The organism is Kitasatospora sp. NPDC056531, assembly GCF_042794375.1.
Lineage (GTDB): Bacteria > Actinomycetota > Actinomycetes > Streptomycetales > Streptomycetaceae > Kitasatospora.
Window position 1 is genome coordinate 414,097 of sequence record NZ_JBHTTU010000001.1, and the last position, 17,457, is coordinate 431,553.

Sequence of the window (17,457 nt, forward strand, 5' to 3'; positions counted from 1 at the left end):
CTTTTTTTTCGTGTTGCAACGTTTTTGCCCCCCAAAAAAAAAAAAGGGGGGGGAAGGGTTGGTGGGGTGATCTCCCCCCCCGTGGGGTCGCTCCGCCCCCCGGCGGGCCGGCCGGAGGTCAGGCGGCGCCGACGAGCTCGGTGAGGTAGCCGTTGATCGCGGCGACGAGGGCCCGCGGGGTCCGGTTGTCGGTGAAGGTGTCGTCGTCGAGGGATATGCCGTACTCGCGCTCGATACGACCACCGGTCTCGAGCAGCGCGAGGGACTCGTAGCCCAGCTCCTCGAAGTCGGTGTCGAGGATGTCGCCGTCGAGGTCGACGGCCTCGTCGGCACCGGCGCCTTCGAGCAGAATGCGCTTGAGGTCCTCAATGGTGAATTCCTGGGCGGACATGGGTGTCCCCTTCCTCGGAGTTGGCGGAGTTGGTGGGATGCGTCAGTCGAGGGAGCGCACGACCACGGCGGAGTTGAAACCCCCGTAGCCGCGGGCGAGCACCAGCACGGTGCGCACCAGGGCGGTGCGCGGCTGCCCGACGACGAGGTCGATGTCGTACTCGGGCGAGAGCTCGACGTTGGTCGTCGGCGGGATCAGGCCCTCGCGCATGGCGAGGACGGCCGAGACCACGTCGACCGGGGCGGCGCCGGAGTAGAGGCGGCCGATCATCGTCTTGGGCGCGGTGACCGGGACGCCGGAGGGTCCGAACACGGCGATCAGGGCGTCGGCCTCCTCGCGGTCCAGCTGCGGGGTGCCGGCCGCGTCGGCGAAGACCACGTCGATCTCGTCGGCGGTGACACCGGCGTCGGCCAGCGCGACCTCGATGGCGCGGCGCAGCCCGGGCTCGCGTCCGCTGCCCGGCTTCGGGTCGAACGTCGATCCGTAGCCCGCGACCTCGCCGTAGATGTTCTCCGCGCCGCGCTCGCGGGCCGTCTGCTCGTCCTCCAGGATCAGCAGGGCGCCGCCCTCGCCGGCGACGTAGCCGCTGGCGGCCGCGTCGAAGGGCAGGTAGGCGCGCTCGGGCTGGTCGCTGGTGGACATCCGGCCCGCGGCGATCTGCGCGACCCAGCCCCAGGGGCAGATCGACGCGTCGAAGCCGCCGGAGAAGATCAGCTTGCTGCCCTTGCGGATCTGGCGGCGGGCCTGCGCGATGGCGTCGAGGCCGCCCGCGTGGTCGCTGACGACGACGCCGCTGGGGCCCTTCATGCCGTTGCGGATGGAGATCTGGCCGCTGTTGACCGCGTAGAACCAGGCGAAGGACTGGTACGCGGAGACGTACTGGCTGCCCTGGCTCCACAGCTTCTGCAGCTCGTTCTGGCCGAACTCGAAGCCGCCGGAGGTGGAGGCGGTGACGACGCCCATGTCGAACTCGGGAATGTCGTCCGGCTTGACGCCCGCGTCGTCGAAGGCGCATTCGGCGGCGACCAGGGCGAGCCGGGTCATCCGGTCGGTCTGCGGGATCAGCCGGCTGGGCAGGTGGTCGGACGCCTCGAAGTTGCGGATCTCGCCCGCCAGTTGCGAGGGGTACGACGACGGGTCGAACCGCGTGATCTTGTCGATCGCGTTCTTGCCGACGCGGGTCGCGGCCCAGAACTCGTCCACGCCGAGCCCGTTGGGGGTGGCGACGCCGATACCGGTGATCACTGCCTTGGCACTCATGCCGCGCTCCTTTCGGGACGGGCCAGCACCATCGCACTCTGGAACCCGCCGAATCCGCTGCCGACCGTGAGGACCGCGTCCGTGCGGTGCTCACGCGCGGTCAGCGGCACGTAGTCGAGGTCGCACTCCGGGTCGGGGGTGTGCAGGTTCGCGGTGGGCGGCACCACGTTGTTCTCCATCGCGAGGACCGACGCGGCGATCTCGATCGAACCGATCGCGCCCAGCGAGTGCCCCACCATCGACTTGATGGAGGAGACCGGGGTGCGGTAGGCGTGCTCGCCCAGGCTCAGCTTGAACGCGGCCGTCTCGTGGCGGTCGTTCTGCTTGGTGCCGGAGCCGTGGGCGTTGATGTAGTCGATCTGCTCCGGGTTCATCCGCGCCTCGGCCAGGGCCACGTTGATCGCCTCGGACATCTCGCGGCCGTCGGGGCGCAGGCCCGTCATGTGGAAGGCGTTGCAGCGCGAGGCGTAGCCGGCGATCTCGGCGTAGATGTGGGCGCCGCGCTTCTTGGCGCTCTCGTACTCCTCCAGGACGAAGGCCGCGCTGCCCTCGCCGAGGACGAAGCCGTTGCGGGTGCCGTCGAAGGGCCGCGAGGCGTGCTCGGGGTCGTCGTTGCGCGGCGTCGTCGCCTTGATCGCGTCGAAGCAGGCCATGGTGATCGGCGAGATCGGGGCGTCGGTCGCGCCGGTGATCATCACGTCGGCGGTGCCCTCGCGGATCAGCTCGACGGCGTGGCCGACCGAGTCGATCCCGGAGGTGCAGCCGGTGGAGACCACGGTGGCCGGGCCCTCGGCGCCGATCGCCCAGGCCACCTCGGCCGAGAACGAGCTCGGCACGAAGTAGTTGTACAGATGCGGCACCGCGTAGGCGTGGTCGACCTCGTCGAGCGCGCCGTTGTTGCTGACCACGCGGTACTCGTCGTCGAGCCCGGTGGTGGCGCCGACCGCGGAGCCGATGGTGACGCCGGTGCGGTGCGGGTCGAAGCCGGCGAGGTCGAGGCCGGAGTCGGCGAGCGCCTCGCGGGCGGTGACCACGCCGAACTGGGCGGCGCGGTCCATGCGGCGGATCTCCTGCGGGCTCAGCCCGTGCAGCTCGGGGTCGAAGTCGGCCTCGGCCGCGACCCGGGAGCGGAAGGAGGACGGATCGAAGAAGGTGATCCCCCGGGTCGCCGTGCGTCCTTCGCTCAGCAGACTCCAGAAGTTCTTGGCGCCGATTCCGCCCGGCGCCAGCACTCCCACCCCTGTGATTACTACCCGGCGGCCCACTAGCGGTGGCCTCCCCTCGTGTCGGTGGCGGACGGCATCACTGGGAGGCCGTCCAGTTGTAGAAGCGGGTGGCCATGGCGTCGGCCGGCGACCGCCAGGTGGCCGGGTCGTAGGCCTCGATGAACGGCTTGAGGTCCTGGCTGATCTGGACGAACCGCGGGTCCGTCTTGGCCTCCTCGATCAGCTCGCCGCCGTTGTCGCCGTCGAAGTCCTGCAGGTGGAAGTACAGGCCGTTGTACGAGAACAGCTGACGGCGCCGGGTGCCCATGCGGTGCGGCATCTCGGTCTCGTCGAACTCAGCGAAGAGCTTGGCGACCTGAACGCTGGACTCGACGTCCATGCGGGCCACGATCAGGGTGCTGTGCAATGTCTTCTCTCTTCCGTGGGTGTCGGCGCCTCAGGCGGCGCTGGTGGGGCCGAAGAGACGGATGAAGTCCGCCACTCCCGCGGCGATCAGGGCGTCGGTCTCGAAGTCCGCGAGCGGCAGGGCGCCGTGGAACGAGCGCTGCACGACGCTGCCCGCGACCAGCTGCACGAACCGGCCCGCCGCGTGGTCGGCGTCAGCGATGTCGAGCAGCCCCGCGTCGGCGATCCGCTGCAGCCTGCGGGCCAGTTCGCGCTGGGCCTGCCGCGGGCCCGCGGTCTGCCACATCTCGAGGACACCGGCCGGGAGCCGGTCGACCTCGGCGCTGATGTGCCGCACGATGGCGAAGTGCTTGGGGAAGGTCGCCAGCGGCGCCAGCCAGGCGCGGCCGAGGGCGGTGAGGTCCGCTTCCAGGTCGTCGATCTCGACGAGGTGGTCCTCGGCGATGACGGTCAGCGCGGCGGCGACGGACGCGGCGCTGTCGAGCAGCACGGACAGGAGCAGCTGCTCCTTGTCCCTGAAGTAGTGGTCCACCGCGGCCGGTTCGAGCCCCGCCTCCTCGGCGATGGCCTGGACGGTGGTGTGGGTCCAGCCTTCGCGGGCGAAGACGGTGCGGGCCGCGCGGACGACGTCCCCGCGCTCCTCCGCCGGACCGGCCTGGATCGCGATCGTTGCCTGCAGCGTGGCCATGGCGTACTCCTCCAGTTGACGTGCGGATCGATGGGTGATGTCGTTCAGCCGGCGAGCGGCTTGCCGAACCAGCGCTCCAGCGCCATCGGCAGGTCGTGGTGGCTGCCGGGCGCGGCCCAGGCGATGTAGCCGTCGGGGCGGATCAGCACGGCGGTGGTGTCCTTGAGGCCGCTGGCCTCGGTGCGGTGGCCGGGCTCGGCGGTGACGATGTCGACGCGGTCGGACCAGCCGGCCGCGCGGGCGCGCAGCCGCGGGTTGTCGGCGAAGTCGAGCAGCAGCCCGCGGGCGGAGTGCAGCAGTTCGGTGCTGGAGGTGGCGCGCTTGGCGGTGGTGAGTTCCAGGTGCGGCATGCGCTTGCCGAGCAGCGGGTGGCTGCCCGAACCGACGTCGTAAGTGATCTCCAGGCCGCTGACCATGGCGGTCAGGTGCTTGGCGACCTCGGGGTACTTGATGAGCTCGGTCAGTACGTCGCGCAGCGGCTGCACCTCGGGGCCGCTCAGGAAGAGCAGGCCCTGGGCCTGGGTGTTCATCAGCAGCCGATTGCCGACCTGGTGACGCTCGGAGTGGTACGTGTCGAGCAGGTCCTGCGTGGCGGTGCCGTTGACGACGGCGGCGAGCTTCCAGCCCAGGTTCACGGAGTCCTGGATGCTGGTGTTCATTCCCTGGCCGCCGGCCGGCAGGTGGATGTGGGCGGCGTCGCCGGCCAGGATGATGCGGCCGCGCTGGTACTCGGTGACCTGGCGGGTCGCGTTGCCGAAGGCGCTGACCCACACGGGCTCGGCGTGCGAGATGTCTTCGCCGGTCAGCCGCTTCCAGGCGTCGGCGACCTCGTGCCAGGACGGCGGGGCGTCGCGGCGCTGCGGCGGGTTGCCGCGCTCGCAGACGATGATGCGGGTGGTGCCGCCGGGCAGCGGACCGACCATCACCATGCCGCCCGGCAGCGTCTCGCCGATCATGCGCGTCTTGAGTTCGACACCCTTGATGTCGGCGAGGAACATCTCCATCGTCGCCGCGGTGCCGGGGAAGTCGAAGCCGCCCGCCTTGCGGACCATGGAGCGGCCGCCGTCGCAGCCGACCAGGTAGGCGGCGCGAAGGGTGTGGTCGCCCTCGGGGCCGCGCACCTTGACGGTGACGCCGTCGCCGTCGTCGGTCACTTCCAGGACCTCGTGGCTGCGCCGGATGTCGGCGCCGAGGCTGGCGGCCCACTCCTCCAGGTGCGTCTCGGTGGCGGACTGCGGCACGGACTTGGCGGCCTGCTTGGCGCCTTCCAGGATGGAGAAGTCGATGGGCAGACCGCCGAAGTGGCCGAGGTCGCTGGTCTCCACGTCGCCGAACCGGCTCAGGATGCCACGCTGGTCGAATATCTCCATGGTGCGTGCGGTGAAGCCGAGCCCACGGGATTCTCCGGTGCGCTGCGCGAGGCGCTCAAGAACGACGACATCGACTCCCGCGAGCCGCAGTTCGCCCGCCAGCATCATTCCGGCGGGGCCTGCGCCCACGACAATCACTGAAGCGTCCATGTACCTCTCCTTGGCCATTTCTGGGGTTCCTTCGGTTCGACACATAACTGCGGAAGCTAGGAATGAGTTTCTTCGCCCAGGGAAAGGACTTCAAGACGCTTCTGTTCAGGTCTGCGCAGGGTTTCTTCACGGCTTTGTGCGCCCCCCACAAATACGTCCGGCGAATGTCAGAGAAAGGACAGATCGCCGGTCGTCCGGCCAGTACTGCAGCCATGCGGGCGCTTGTCACCGTCGGCGCACGAGCGGCGCTCGAACAGCTCCTCGGGCACTACGGGGTACGGCTCGCGGGCCTGGCGGGTGTGGCCGTCCGGCACCACCTGCCGCCCACCCGCGTCGAGGTGGCGCGGGCCGGCAGCGAGGGCCAGGGTCTGACCAGCCCCTTCCGGCTCGAACGGCTGTGCTAGGTTGCGCGCTGGTCAGCCTCCGCACCCTGGTGCGGAGTGGCGCCGAGGCATGATCAGGGGGTTCCATGCGCAGGGGTGCGGCAACGCGTGTCGTCGTGGCCGGAGGCGGCCCGGTCGGCCTACTCGTGGCGGCGGAACTGGCCGGTTACGGCATCGAGACCGTGGTCCTGGAGGCCAAGGAAGCCGTCGACGACCATCCGAAGGCCAACACACTGCACGCGCGAACCGTGCAGTGCCTGGTGCGCCGCGGTTATCTGAACCTGCCGGTGTCCGCCGAGCGCGCCGGGACCGTGTCGACACCGTTCCACTTCGGCGGGCTGCCCGCGCTGGACATCACCGCGCCCGCGAGCGAGCCGCCCGCCCTCCTCAAGCGCCTCCAGGCCGATTTGGAGCGGGAGTTCGAGAAACAGGCGTGGGAGCGGGGCGCGCGGATCCTGCGCGGGCACCGCGTCGTCGCGGCACACCAGGACGAGAACCGGGCGGTGGTGGTGGCCGAAGGCCCCGACGGGACGGCCGAGTTCACCGGAGACTTCCTCGTCGGGGCGGATGGCGTCCGCAGCATCGTGCGCGAGCAGCTGGGCTTCGGCTCCGAGGTGCACCTGCCGACCGTCTCCGCGGCCATGGGCGTCGTACGGGTCGCCGAGCCGGGCGCGCTGTCGGAGGGCTGGCGGCGCACGCCGCGCGGCTGGACGGTCGCCCGCGCGCTGGCGGACGGCCGCCACCTGGTCCGCGTCCTCGATCTGAGCGCTCCGCACCCGAACCGGCACGCGCCGCTGACCCGGCGGGAACTCGAAACGGAGCTGTCCCGGATCACCGGCCACGACGTGCCGCTGTCCGAGGCCACGAGCCTGAGCCGGTTCAGCGACTTCACCCGGCTCGTCCACCAGTACCGCAAGGGCCGGGTCTTCCTCGTCGGCGATGCCGCGCACGCCCACTTCCCCATCGGCGGCCAGGGGCTGAGCACCGGGTTGCTGGACGGTCTCAACCTTGCCTGGAAGCTGGCGTTCGTGCTGCGGGGCACCGCGGGCGAGGGTCTGCTCGACACCTACGAGTCCGAGCGCCGGCCCGTCGCCGAACAGGTCGTCGCCAACACCCGGGCCCAGCTCGCCCTGATGAAGCCCGACCCCGCGCTCGGCGAACTGCGCGCTCTGTTCGAGCAGTTGCTCGCCCAGGACGAGGGCAGCCGGTTGGTCGGCGGCATGATCAGCGCCCAGGGCCTGGACCTGCCACCCCGCGGGCCGAACGCGTCGCGGTGGGAAGGCCGCTTCCTCGACAACGCCGCCCTCGGCGACAACGACGTCATCGGCCTGCTGGAGGAGGGGCGCCCGTTGCTTCTGACGGGTGACGGCGACAGCGTCCCGGCCCAGGAGGCGGCCGGCTGGGCGCACGTCGTCACCACGGTCCCCGTGCCGCGTTCCGCCCTGCCGGCTCCGGCGCTGCTGGTCCGCCCCGACGGCTACATCGCCTGGGCCCCGGACGGCGACGGCCTCGCCGAGGCACTGCGCGGCTGGTTCGGCGACCCGCGCTGATCAGGGCACCATCCGGTCCACCAACCGCCTACGAACACGCCGCGTCGCCACCCGGCGATCGATGAGCCCACTGAGCGACAGCGGTCGACCCGAAAGGACGAGCTGATCGATACGACGATCAACTGCCGCTCTACGAACGTGCGCCCAGGGGAATGTGCATGTTGACGCATGTGCCCTCGCCCGGTGCACCGTCCGCGACGAACCGCCCGCCGAGTCCCTCGATCCGGTCCGCCGCGTAGGTCAGACCGTGTCCGAGCTGAGTGCTGTCGACACCAGAACGCCTTTCGGGACCCCCTTCGGAATCCTCGGAATTGTCCTCACAAACGGCACAACCGATGCCGTTGTCTTTCACTCGAAAGTGCACCCAGCGGCGCGTGACGCGGCCGGTGACCACGATCTGGTCGACCTGTGCATGCGCGAAACTGTTGCGCAGGCATTCACGTATCGCGAGGAACAACTCCCGCCGCCACAGTTCGGGCACGATGTTCTCGTTGCCCGTGGAGCTGAACGTGACCCGCACGCCGCCGGGCGCGGCCAGCGCGACGAAGGACTCGACGGCTTCGCGCAGCGGTAGCACGGCCGTCTCGTCGCGCAGGCCCGTGATCAGGTCGCGGGCGTGCCCCAGCGCCGAGCGGACACCGGTCGCGGCGACCGCCAGATGACCCGCGGCGTCCTCGTCGTGCCTGGCCTGCAGGGCGAGATGGTGCAGCGCCACCGACAGGTGCGTGCCGAGTTCGTCATGCATCTCCCGAGCGAGCCTGCGCCGCTCGCGCCACAGCGCGTCGTGCGCGTCACCCGTGTCCACCGACGTCGCGCAGTGCCGTCTGATGGCCTGGCCGAGCACGCGGACCAGCGACGGGACATCATGCGCGGAGACAGCCGCGCGGGCTCCGGACACGGCGTGCAGGACCGCACACTCGGTGAGCAGGGTGCCCACCGCAGTGGTCAACTCCGGGGCCAGGCAGGGAAGAGCGGGGCCGAGCGCGGTGGGCGCAACGGCCGCACCGTCGGCGATGGCCCGGGCATCGGCCAGGATTCGCCGGGCGTATGCGGTCAACACGGCCCGCACGGCAGGCACGTTGAGCTCCGGCAAGGCGTCGGACTCGGCCAGGGCGTGCAGCCGCTCCTCGAAGCGTCGCAGCACGGCGCCTGCCCCGTCGAGCAGCAGCACACCAACCCGCGCGGGCTCCGCCTCGCCACCCCTGCCGGATCTCGGGGCGTGTTGCCGGCAACCGGCCCCGCCGCTGCGGCCGGGTGCGCGGTAGGGCGTGGCCCGGCGGCTCAGACCGTCCTGCAGTGCCGCGGCGAAGCCATGACCGACGAAGGCTTCGAGCAGCCCGACTCCGGGCTGGCCGACGGGCAGGGGGTGCAGGTCCATGAACTGCCTCGTCTCTGTACCGGCGCGGTTGCGCACCGTGGGCCAAGTGACGATCAAGATAACAAACCGACTGAGCTGTTTGTCAACCCTCGCGTTTGCCCTCGCCGACAACGCCACGCCCTGACCCATCCGGTCCTGGACAACCCCACCGCCCGATGATCTCGGGGCTGAGGCGCTCGCGGCGGTGATCCTCTCCGCATCGACCAGCGCCCGGTAACGCCGACCGCCAGGCCGAGGGGCGCGAGACGCCCCGGCGCTGGTCGGAGAGGCCGTGGGCGCCGTTGCTGCCGTGCGCGCCCCCGGGAGGGCGGACGGGAGGTGTCGCACTGCCGGTACCGGCGGCCTTGTCGCGGTCGGCACACCCGCTGGGGCTCTCTACTGAGGCAGTGCCCGGGTGAACTGCCGGTGGATCTCCGCGATTTGCTCCAGGACCTTGTCGCTGCCCCGCGGGTCGGTCGCGGCGCGGGCCTTCTCCGCGCAGACCGCGACCAGCAATTGCTGCCAGAAACCCGTGACCGTACAGCGCGACAGCCACACTTTGTCGCGCCGGCTGAGTATCTCCATGCCGAGGGTCGCGCTCGTCACGGTGTTCACCAGGGCTTCCAGCGACGTGTCGGGCAGCAGTGCCTCGTCGTCCGCGGCCTGGGTGACGCAACTCCGCACACGCCCCTGCCACTCCTGGCGCAGATCGAGATCGGTGCCCTGCGCCCAGTCGCAGTTGAGGTGGAAGCCCGCGCGCACGACCACGTCCTCGTTCAGCAGGTACGCGAAGCCGTGGGTCATGTCCGCCATGGCCTGCATGGCATTGCTCTGCCCGAGGGTGGCCTGGCGCACGACGCGGCGCAGGAGGTGGACGGCCACCTGCTCGACGGCACTGGCGACGGCGGCCTTGTTCTCGAAGTGGAAAGTCAGGGCCCCACGGCTGACCTCTGCGCCCGAACTGATCGCTGTCAACCCGGTCTGTACATAGCCATGTTGCTCGAAGAGCCGGGCTGCTGAGCGGATCAGCGCGTTGCGGGTACGGGTAGCCCGTTCTTGTTTGCTCACTCTCTCGGCTCCGTTTGGGAGGCGACGTCAGTACGCCCTCTTCGTCGATGACGCCAGCAGCACGCCGGGGAAGACCGCGGCACACTGCGGCCACTATAAAACCAACTCCCCGGTATTGGATAATCGGGCTTTCGAGTTGATCGTTGTCGGGGTCGCTCGGTGGGTGATGCGGCGCCATCCCACCGTGCAGGCTGGAGTCACCTGCACATTCACACACCCGTCGGCCCGCGTCCGCGGTGGTCTGCGACCTCGCCCCGGCCGCACCGGCAAGCGCGGACGGCCCGCACTCAAGGGCGCCCACCTGGGCACACCGAAAGATCTGGCCGCCACGGCCACCCTCACATCCTTCGCGGTCACCCGCTACCGGCGCACCGCCACCGTACGCCTGGCCGACATCACCTACCTGCGGTACGACCCCTCCCGCACCCGCACCGCTTGATTTTCCTGCGCGACGAGGACACCGCCGTCGGGCCCCGACCGAACGGACTTCGAGCATGTCGCACTTGCGCCGGTCCACGGCTCCGGATACGAACGGAACCTCCCCCGGAGTGCTCAGACCGTACCATCCGCCGCCTCAAACAGTGGGCCGAGCAAGGGATTTCCAAGACCGTGCACACTCCGGCGCCCGAGGCCTGCGACCGGATGACCGGCCTCGAGTTGGACGGGATCCCGGTGGGTGGCTACATCACCAAGTCCCCTTCCGGCGGAGAGAAGGCGGGGCGCTCGCCAGCCGACCGGGGCAAGCAGAGGCTGAATGCTCCGCAGCGTGCGCCCCGGCCATAGCCATGACAACAACAACTCCCATGCCTGATCGCCGAGTTGGATTCACAGCCGACGTTGTCCGCAGGAGCGTTCGCCCCGATCCGGGCGAGTCGACGCTGATCGATCGAGCCACCCGACGTCTCAAGTGATCCATGCGCCGGTCGCTCCCGCCCCGGAGTCACGTCCGCTTTGGACGGAACCCAGGGGCGCCGCTTCCGCGCGAGGCGGCAGCGGCAGGGGCCTCGGAAGGGGTCTCGGGAGGGGCTTCGGGGTGGGGCCAGATCAACTACAGGGACACGTCAATCTCCCTGCCACGCGGCTGGATTGAGGCACCGGGCAAGGGCGGGCGAGCGCCGCGGCAGCCCCCCTTGAATCTTTGACAAACCGGGATGTCGGTTTGTATTCTCCTGGTCGTCTACACCATGAGCTCAGCGCCGACTTACAGGGGGAGAGCAGATGACCAGGTCATCCTCGGATCTTTTGGTGCACCGAGTACTCAGTTCGCATCACGACCGCGGCCACCCGGGAGAGCAGTCGGTCTCGGTGCCGCCTGTGGAGCAGCCCGGGCGGCCTCGACGCGAGCCCCTGCGGGTGCTCATCGTGGAGAACGAGACCCGGGCTGCCGACTCCTTGGTGCAGGGGCTGCGCCGACAGGGCTACCGGTCCGACAGCGTGGCGACGGGGGCCAGGGCCCTGCAGACCTACCGCAGCGCGGACCTGATCCTGCTCGACCTCGATCTGCCCGACATCGACGGCCTCGAGGTCTGCCGCAGTGTTCGCGCCATGTCGGACACCCCGGTCATCGCCCTGACCGCGCGGGACTCTGAACTCGACCGGGTGCTCGGCCTGCAGGCCGGTGCCGACGACTACATGATCAAGCCGTACGGATTCCGTGAGCTGGTGGCCCGGATGGAAGCCGTCATGCGCCGCGTCCGGCCGCCGCAGATCCTCGAGCAGGTCATCGAGCACGGCCCGCTGCGGATAGACGCCGGTACGCGCGAAGTGCTGCTCGACGGCGAGCCGGTGGAGATGACCCGCAAGGAGTTCGACCTGCTGCATCTGCTCGCGTCCCAGCCCGAGACCGTGGTCTCCCGCAGACAACTGATGACCCAGGTCTGGGACGACTCCTTGTCGCGCCCTGGGCGCACCATCGACACCCACGTCAGCAGCCTGCGCAACAAACTGGGGTCCAGCAGCTGGATCATCACCGTGCGAGGCGTCGGATTCCGCCTCGGACACGCCTGAAAAGGTTGACGAGGAACTGTCGGTCGGTCGCCCTCCAGCCGGACGCCGCCGGTGGCGTCCGCTGAGGCCGCGGACCTCGCCCTCGCGAGGGTCGGCCTCGCCCGCCTCACACTGGTTGCCGGCCCCGGCGTCGGCACCCGCCACGGCCAAGGAGCGGCCGAGGAGCGGCCCCGGTCAGCGGCTGCCCCAGCCACGCCCCCGTACGACAACGGCCCGTACGACAACGGCCCGGGCGACTGCGGCTTCGGCCGACCGGTCCCGGGGCGTGGCGGTTGGTGGGGCTTCGCAGAGGACGCGTTGGTCCCGGGTTGCCCGGGAGAAGGGTCCGGAGCGTCGCGGTGCGCGGTAAACCGCGCGATGCGGGGCCGGAGTTGACCAAGCTGTGTAGTGGTGTGCGTAGATCCCTGAAGTGGGTGGCGGGCAGGGTGGTGCACAGGTTTCTACCCCTGGGAGAAGTGACTCATCGTGCGCAAGGTGCTCATCGCCAATCGTGGTGAAATCGCTGTCCGCGTGGCCCGGGCATGCCGGGATGCCGGGATCGTGAGCGTTGCCGTCTATGCCGAGCCGGACCGGGACGCGCTGCACGTCCGTTCCGCGGATGAGGCCTTCGCGCTGGGCGGTGACACCCCGGCCACCAGCTATCTGGACATCGCCAAGGTCCTCAAGGCCGCCGAGGACGCCGGCGCGGACGCCGTCCACCCCGGCTACGGGTTCCTGTCGGAGAACGCCGACTTCGCCCAGACCGTCATCGACGCCGGCCTGATCTGGATCGGCCCGCCGCCGCACGCCATCCGTGACCTGGGCGACAAGGTCGCTGCCCGGCACATCGCGCAGCGCGCCGGCGCCCCACTGGTGGCCGGCACCCCGGACCCGGTCTCGGGTGCGGACGAGGTCGTGGCCTTCGCCGAGCAGCACGGCCTGCCGGTCGCCATCAAGGCGGCGTTCGGTGGCGGCGGCCGCGGCCTCAAGGTCGCCCGCACGCTGGAGGAGATCCCGGAGCTGTACGAGTCCGCGGTGCGCGAGGCGGTCGCCGCCTTCGGTCGCGGCGAGTGCTTCGTCGAGCGCTACCTGGACAACCCGCGGCACGTGGAGACCCAGTGCCTCGCGGACAAGCACGGCAACGTCGTGGTCGTCTCCACCCGTGACTGCTCGCTGCAGCGCCGGCACCAGAAGCTGGTCGAGGAGGCGCCCGCGCCGTTCCTGACCCCGGAGCAGAACGCCGAGCTGTACCGCGCGTCGAAGGCCATCCTGAAGGAGGCCGGCTACGAGGGCGCCGGGACCTGCGAGTTCCTGGTGGCGACGGACGGCACGATCTCCTTCCTGGAGGTCAACACCCGCCTGCAGGTCGAGCACCCGGTCACCGAGGAGGTCACCGGGATCGACCTGGTCCGCGAGATGTTCCGGATCGCCGACGGCGAGGAGCTCGGCTACGGCGACCCGGAAGTACGCGGCCACTCCTTCGAGTTCCGCATCAACGGCGAGGACCCGGGCCGCAACTTCCTGCCCGCGCCCGGCACCGTGACGCTGTTCGCCCCGCCGTCCGGCCCGGGCGTGCGCCTGGACTCCGGCGTGGAGACCGGCTCGGTCATCGGCCCGGCCTGGGACTCGCTGCTGGCCAAGCTGATCGTCTCCGGCCGTGACCGCAAGCAGGCCCTGGAGCGGGCCAAGCGCGCGCTGAACGAGTTCAAGGTCGAGGGCATGGCCACCGCCATCCCCTTCCACCAGGCGGTCGTCACCGACCCGGCGTTCGCACCCGAGGTGCACGGCAGCGACGAACCGTTCACGGTCTACACCCGCTGGATCGAGACCGAGTTCAACAACACCATCCCGGCGTTCGCAGGCGGGGCCGGCGAAGCCGAGGAGGCCGACGAGCCCGGCCGCGAGAACCTCGTCGTCGAGGTCGGCGGCAGGCGGCTCGAAGTCTCCCTCCCGGTGGGTATGGGCATGTCGCTGGCGCGTTCAGGACCTGCTGTGGGCGCCAAGCCGAAGCGGCGCGCGGCGAAGAAGTCCGGCCCGGCCGCCTCCGGCGACACTCTCGCGTCCCCGATGCAGGGCACCATCGTCAAGGTCGCCGTCGAGGAGGGCCAGGTCGTCGCCGAGGGCGAGCTGATCGTGGTCCTGGAGGCCATGAAGATGGAGCAGCCGCTCAACGCCCACAAGGCCGGAACCATCACTGGCCTGTCCCTGGAGGTCGGCGCCTCCCTCACCTCCGGCGCCGCCATCTGCGAGATCAAGGACTGAGACACCATGACGAACAGCACCCAGGAACGCATAGGCCGCCTCGAGGAGCAGCTGCGGGACCTGACGGACCGGAGCCTGATCGGCGCGCTGATCGACCGGTTCGTCTCCGGACTCGACCACCCGAATCCGCAGTGGTGCGACGAGACGTGGTACCGCTCGCTGTTCAGCGAGGACATCGTGCTCGACATGCCCAACGGCACACACCGCGGTATCGCGGGCATGCCCGACTTCTTCGGCGGGCCCAAGACGCAGTGGGCACGCACCCATCACATGACCACGAACCATCTGATCGAGGTGGCCGGTGACATGGCGACGGGGCGGGCGAACGTGCAGGCCACCCATGTTCCGCACGGGCCCGATGCCCCGCTCTTCGTCGGCGGCGCCCGCTACGACTTCGAGGCGGTGCGCACGGCCACCGGCTGGCGCATCAGCAGACTGGCAACGGCGATCGTCTGGCTCAACGACGGAACCGGCAGCATCGCCACCGCGGCGCGTTAGGGACTGCCGTCACGCAACCGCCACGTGCACCGCGCCCGCCCGTTCCGGGTCGGACAGGCCCCGGGCGGGCAGGGCGCGGTCCAGCCGCGGGCAACCCCGGCCGCAAGGCGTTCATCTCCGGCAAGCGGAGACGGAACACGATCAAGACCACCACGTTCAGTGACGGTCAAGGCCGGACCCCGTTCTCCGGGACAGCCCGTCCCGGGCGCACGCACAACCGGACCGCGGCAGTGCGCACTGCAGGCATCGTCGACCAGTTCCGCCAGCACCCCGATGTCCACGCCGGGGTCGACGAGGGCTGCGACCGGCACGGTCGCCTCGTGGCGGACGGAAGGTCCGTCTCACGCAAGCCCGGGACGAAAGGTTGCGGAAAGACAAAAGGCCCAGGTCACGAACTATGTGACCTGGGCCTTCGCTGAGCCGCCTGCGGGATTCGAACCCGCGACCTACGCATTACGAGCCCGAGAGTGATCATGCTGGCGGCTGCTGGCATCGATCACTTGGTGATGAACCCGCAGGTCAGAACGTTGCGCCGTGATCCGAGATCCCGCCCGAACCGGCACGTGCTGCCCCGTCCGCTCACGCATCGCTCACGCATAGAACGGCGCGCCGAGGCCTCCCGCCGCGCACTGCTCGACCGCCGCTCGGCTGCGGTGAATACCCGCTCGGCCTCGGGCGTCAGCGTTCGCAGCGCGACCAGCGCGGCGATGACGACATCGCACAGTTCCTGCTGCACATCCTCCCACGAGTGCGTCACGCCCTTGCGCGGGTTCTGCCCGGTCGCCCCGATCACGGCCTGACCGACCTCGCCGACCTCCTCGGACAGCTTCACGATTCGCAGCAGCCGCTCCCAGCAGCCGGAGTAGGTCATGCTGAGACAGGGCCACCTTGCACCTCCCGTGTTGAACTGGCCGTTCACTTGGAAGAGTTGCTTGGTAGCCCGTTCCACGGGCAGGGAGCGGAGCCTCACAGAGCACGCGCCCCCGGCGTACGCCCTAATCGTGATCGGCTACACCACACAGCGGGACGCCATCGCCGGCTGTGCCGGCCGTTAGCGCACTGATGCCCGCAGCAAAGCGCCGGCATCGGCGGCCATGCCGTAGTCGTGCAGCTCGAGAGCGGCTCTGATGACGTGCTTCTCAGGCTGGTCACGGCCATAGATTCCGAGCAAGGTCTCGGCAAGCTGATTGCGCCGCTGCTGGCGCAGGAGAACGAGAGCGGCTGCACTCTCGAGAGGTGTCAGGACCTGGGACGCCTCCCCGAGCAGTGAGAGCACTGCAGAATCCTCGCCCAGCCTGTGGACTTCCTCTGCCTGCCTGACAAGTTGCTGTGCCGCCAGCACGTCGCTTGCGCTCCGCTGCCGGTCCCCTGCCAGAGAGGGGACCGGCAGCGGAGCGGACCGATCACGGGTCGCCGCGAGGGCCGCTTCCAAGCCGGCTCTTTCTTCGTCTAGCTGCTCGACCCGGTCTCGCAGCTCAAGGTTCTCGGCCTGATGCTGGTCGCCCTTGAGCTGGAGGAAGTCGATCCTTTCCAGCAGCTCTCCGTTGGTCTGCTTCAGACCCGCCATCGCGCTTCGCAGATCGTCGTTCTCGCGCCCAACCTTCGGACACGCTTTGCAGAGGGTCGACTCGGCGCTGGCGTGGAGTGCTAAGAGCTCCTGCTTCGCCAGGCGGAACCGGGTGTTGCTAGCCCTTTCGGCGGCGACGTCGTAGAGGCGCTCAACGAAGCCTCGTGGCGGCACGTGGACGCCGTTCAAGTAGCGAGATATCTCGCTTGCGTGCTTCTTGTACCCATGAGAGGCGAGGAGCTCAGTGGCTTCGGCCAAGGTCGAGGTGCCGAGGCGTCCGTACACGGCGACCAGGGCTTTTGCTAGCTGCCGCCTGCCAGGCGGAAGGCTCGGATCGATCCGGGTCCCAATCTGTCCTGCTCGCACCCGCACTTGCCTCCCTCGATCAGTCTCAGACGGTCAATTGTGCAGTGCCAGTCTTGAGTTATCAGCCTGCAACATCGCCTTTCGCTGGACCTACCTCCCGTGCCGGTGCTGGGATGAGTGGACCGCGGGGGAACCTGGGGCGAGAACACGCCGCGTGCGACGGGATGACGCACGGGGTTAGGCGAGTGTGCCGAGCAACTGGTCGATCGGAGGCCCAACATGACGCTGCCGTCCTGGCAGGACAGGAAGAAGTACGGGGGCATGGTCCGCGCCGCTCTGTGGCTGGAGACTGAGGTGGGGGAGGGCAAGATCTTCACCAAGGCCAGGCTGCGCGAGGCGTTCCCGGATGATCAGCAGATCGACCGCCGCGTCCGGGATCTTCGTGACCGCGGGTGGCGGATCGACACCAGCCGCGACGATCCCTCTCTGAAGCAGGAGGAGCAGCGGTACGTGCACAAGGGGGCAGAGGTCTGGCTGCCCGGTCAGAACAAGGGGCCTGCGCACAAGAACAGCCTCACTGCTGCGCAGCGCAACAAGGTCATGCTGGCCGACAACCTCCTCTGCCGGACCTGCGGTGTTGGTGCCGGTGAGTCGTACGGTGACGGAATCGAGACGTCGAAGCTGAACGTCTCCCGACGCAAGGTCCGGCTGGCTGACGGGACTGTTGAGGTTCAGTTGGTGACTGAGTGCCAGCGATGCAGCGCGGGCAGTGTTGACCGGGAGGCCGGGCTTGATGAGCTGCTCACGGCAGTGTCCGCTCTGACGGAGCTTGAGCGGAAGGTCCTGAGCGGGTGGATCGAAGCTGACCGCCGTACCCTCAGCGCACTTGAGAAGCTGTGGGGTTTCTACCGGACTATGCCGGCTGCGTCCCGTGAGGCTGTGGCAAAGGCCGTAAATGCTGAGGGTAAGTAGAGAGAGGCTTGGGGAGGG

Annotated in this window: 16 protein-coding genes and 2 pseudogenes; 8 read left to right on the top strand and 10 right to left on the bottom strand. The window is 69.4% G+C overall.

Annotated features, from left to right (window positions below):
* Window positions 1-118: 118 nt before the first annotated feature.
* From ACFQ87_RS02070 to ACFQ87_RS02095, 6 genes are read right to left on the bottom strand one after another with little or no spacing between them, the layout of a single operon-like run.
* Window positions 119-391: an acyl carrier protein gene (locus ACFQ87_RS02070; protein ID WP_380608606.1), complete on the bottom strand. Its 273-nt coding sequence runs from the start codon at window positions 389-391 to the stop codon at window positions 119-121.
* Window positions 392-433: 42 nt separating this feature from the next.
* Window positions 434-1,651 carry a ketosynthase chain-length factor gene (locus tag ACFQ87_RS02075; RefSeq protein WP_380608607.1) on the bottom strand — a complete coding sequence of 406 codons (1,218 nt, stop codon included), beginning with the start codon at window positions 1,649-1,651 and terminating at the stop codon, window positions 434-436.
* Window positions 1,648-2,916 (bottom strand): beta-ketoacyl-[acyl-carrier-protein] synthase family protein, encoded by a 1,269-nt coding sequence (locus ACFQ87_RS02080; protein ID WP_380608608.1) that lies wholly within the window; start codon window positions 2,914-2,916, stop codon window positions 1,648-1,650. The genes ACFQ87_RS02075 and ACFQ87_RS02080 overlap by 4 nt, the downstream gene beginning before the upstream one ends.
* 37 nt (window positions 2,917-2,953) lie before the next feature.
* Window positions 2,954-3,283, bottom strand: a complete 330-nt coding sequence (locus ACFQ87_RS02085) for a TcmI family type II polyketide cyclase (protein ID WP_380608609.1) — start codon at window positions 3,281-3,283, stop codon at window positions 2,954-2,956.
* Window positions 3,284-3,313: 30 nt separating this feature from the next.
* Window positions 3,314-3,970, bottom strand: coding sequence for a TetR/AcrR family transcriptional regulator (locus ACFQ87_RS02090; RefSeq protein ID WP_380608610.1), 657 nt, complete (start codon window positions 3,968-3,970; stop codon window positions 3,314-3,316).
* Window positions 3,971-4,014: 44 nt separating this feature from the next.
* Window positions 4,015-5,490, bottom strand: coding sequence for an FAD-dependent monooxygenase (locus tag ACFQ87_RS02095; protein WP_380608611.1), 1,476 nt, complete (start codon window positions 5,488-5,490; stop codon window positions 4,015-4,017).
* Between the two features lie 212 nt (window positions 5,491-5,702).
* Between ACFQ87_RS02095 and ACFQ87_RS02100 the strand changes: the two genes are divergently transcribed.
* Together ACFQ87_RS02100 and ACFQ87_RS02105 are read left to right on the top strand one after the other, a co-directional pair.
* Window positions 5,703-5,894 carry a hypothetical protein gene (locus ACFQ87_RS02100; protein WP_380608612.1) on the top strand — a complete coding sequence of 64 codons (192 nt, stop codon included), beginning with the start codon at window positions 5,703-5,705 and terminating at the stop codon, window positions 5,892-5,894.
* 65 nt (window positions 5,895-5,959) lie between these two features.
* Window positions 5,960-7,423 (top strand): FAD-dependent monooxygenase, encoded by a 1,464-nt coding sequence (locus tag ACFQ87_RS02105; protein WP_380608613.1) that lies wholly within the window; start codon window positions 5,960-5,962, stop codon window positions 7,421-7,423.
* A gap of 130 nt (window positions 7,424-7,553) precedes the next feature.
* On the opposite strand, the gene ACFQ87_RS02110 is transcribed toward ACFQ87_RS02105, so the two are convergent.
* Together ACFQ87_RS02110 and ACFQ87_RS02115 are read right to left on the bottom strand one after the other, a co-directional pair.
* A complete protein-coding gene (locus ACFQ87_RS02110) occupies window positions 7,554-8,801 on the bottom strand; it encodes a sensor histidine kinase (RefSeq protein ID WP_380608614.1) in 1,248 nt (415 codons plus the stop codon).
* 375 nt (window positions 8,802-9,176) lie between these two features.
* Window positions 9,177-9,848, bottom strand: coding sequence for a ScbR family autoregulator-binding transcription factor (locus tag ACFQ87_RS02115; protein ID WP_380608615.1), 672 nt, complete (start codon window positions 9,846-9,848; stop codon window positions 9,177-9,179).
* Between the two features lie 184 nt (window positions 9,849-10,032).
* Between ACFQ87_RS02115 and ACFQ87_RS02120 the strand changes: the two genes are divergently transcribed.
* The 5 genes and pseudogenes from ACFQ87_RS02120 (at window position 10,033) to ACFQ87_RS02140 (ending at window position 14,594) form a co-directional block, all read left to right on the top strand.
* On the top strand, window positions 10,033-10,287 hold the full coding sequence (locus tag ACFQ87_RS02120; RefSeq protein WP_380608616.1) for a hypothetical protein: 255 nt from the start codon (window positions 10,033-10,035) through the stop codon (window positions 10,285-10,287).
* A 33-nt stretch (window positions 10,288-10,320) separates the two neighbouring features.
* A pseudogene (locus ACFQ87_RS02125) lies at window positions 10,321-10,595 on the top strand (IS5/IS1182 family transposase); the annotation flags it as partial.
* Window positions 10,596-11,210: 615 nt separating this feature from the next.
* Window positions 11,211-11,855, top strand: a complete 645-nt coding sequence (locus ACFQ87_RS02130) for a response regulator transcription factor (protein WP_380608617.1) — start codon at window positions 11,211-11,213, stop codon at window positions 11,853-11,855.
* 465 nt (window positions 11,856-12,320) lie between these two features.
* The gene (locus tag ACFQ87_RS02135) at window positions 12,321-14,096 is read left to right on the top strand and encodes an acetyl/propionyl/methylcrotonyl-CoA carboxylase subunit alpha (RefSeq protein ID WP_380608618.1); all 1,776 of its coding nucleotides are present in this window, start codon (window positions 12,321-12,323) and stop codon (window positions 14,094-14,096) included.
* A 6-nt stretch (window positions 14,097-14,102) separates the two neighbouring features.
* Window positions 14,103-14,594 carry a nuclear transport factor 2 family protein gene (locus tag ACFQ87_RS02140; RefSeq protein WP_380608619.1) on the top strand — a complete coding sequence of 164 codons (492 nt, stop codon included), beginning with the start codon at window positions 14,103-14,105 and terminating at the stop codon, window positions 14,592-14,594.
* Between the two features lie 652 nt (window positions 14,595-15,246).
* Here ACFQ87_RS02140 and ACFQ87_RS02145 read toward each other — a convergent pair.
* Both ACFQ87_RS02145 and ACFQ87_RS02150 read right to left on the bottom strand, forming a co-directional pair.
* Window positions 15,247-15,438 (bottom strand): annotated as a pseudogene (locus ACFQ87_RS02145) (MazG-like family protein); the annotation flags it as partial.
* Window positions 15,439-15,645: 207 nt separating this feature from the next.
* The gene (locus ACFQ87_RS02150) at window positions 15,646-16,527 is read right to left on the bottom strand and encodes a hypothetical protein (RefSeq protein WP_380608620.1); all 882 of its coding nucleotides are present in this window, start codon (window positions 16,525-16,527) and stop codon (window positions 15,646-15,648) included.
* 219 nt (window positions 16,528-16,746) lie between these two features.
* Between ACFQ87_RS02150 and ACFQ87_RS02155 the strand changes: the two genes are divergently transcribed.
* Window positions 16,747-17,439, top strand: coding sequence for a hypothetical protein (locus ACFQ87_RS02155; protein WP_380608621.1), 693 nt, complete (start codon window positions 16,747-16,749; stop codon window positions 17,437-17,439).
* Window positions 17,440-17,457: the final 18 nt, after the last annotated feature.